Origin of the sequence: Pseudomonas sp. HY7a-MNA-CIBAN-0227, from assembly GCF_040310325.1 — a bacterium.
In the GTDB taxonomy this organism is placed as follows: domain Bacteria; phylum Pseudomonadota; class Gammaproteobacteria; order Pseudomonadales; family Pseudomonadaceae; genus Aquipseudomonas.
Window position 1 is genome coordinate 1 of the sequence record NZ_JBEOPT010000165.1, and the last position, 267, is coordinate 267.

1 pseudogene is annotated in these 267 nt (G+C 47.2%); it reads left to right on the forward strand.

Annotation, left to right across the window (positions count from 1 at the left end):
• Positions 1–245 (forward strand): annotated as a pseudogene (locus tag AAEZ06_RS27430) (acyl-ACP--UDP-N-acetylglucosamine O-acyltransferase); the annotation flags it as partial.
• Positions 246–267 lie beyond the last annotated feature (22 nt).

A 267-nucleotide genomic window follows, 5' to 3' on the forward strand; every position in this document is an offset into this window, starting at 1 on the left:
CTTTTACCATGGTATCAGGCAATCCAGCAAAGGCACATGGTCTCAATGTCGAAGGAATGCGCCGAAAAGACTGGTCTAAGCACACGATTGATACCTTGCGCCAAGCGTATCGTACGATTTTTAGATCCGGGTTAACGACCGCTCAAGCGCTTGAAGTCTTAAAGCAAGAGCTATTGCCAAAAGAGCCAAAGATTCAATTGCTCATTGATTCCCTACAAAAAAGCCGTCGCGGCGTCGTTCGCTAACCAAACGCGAGCTATTGTAGAG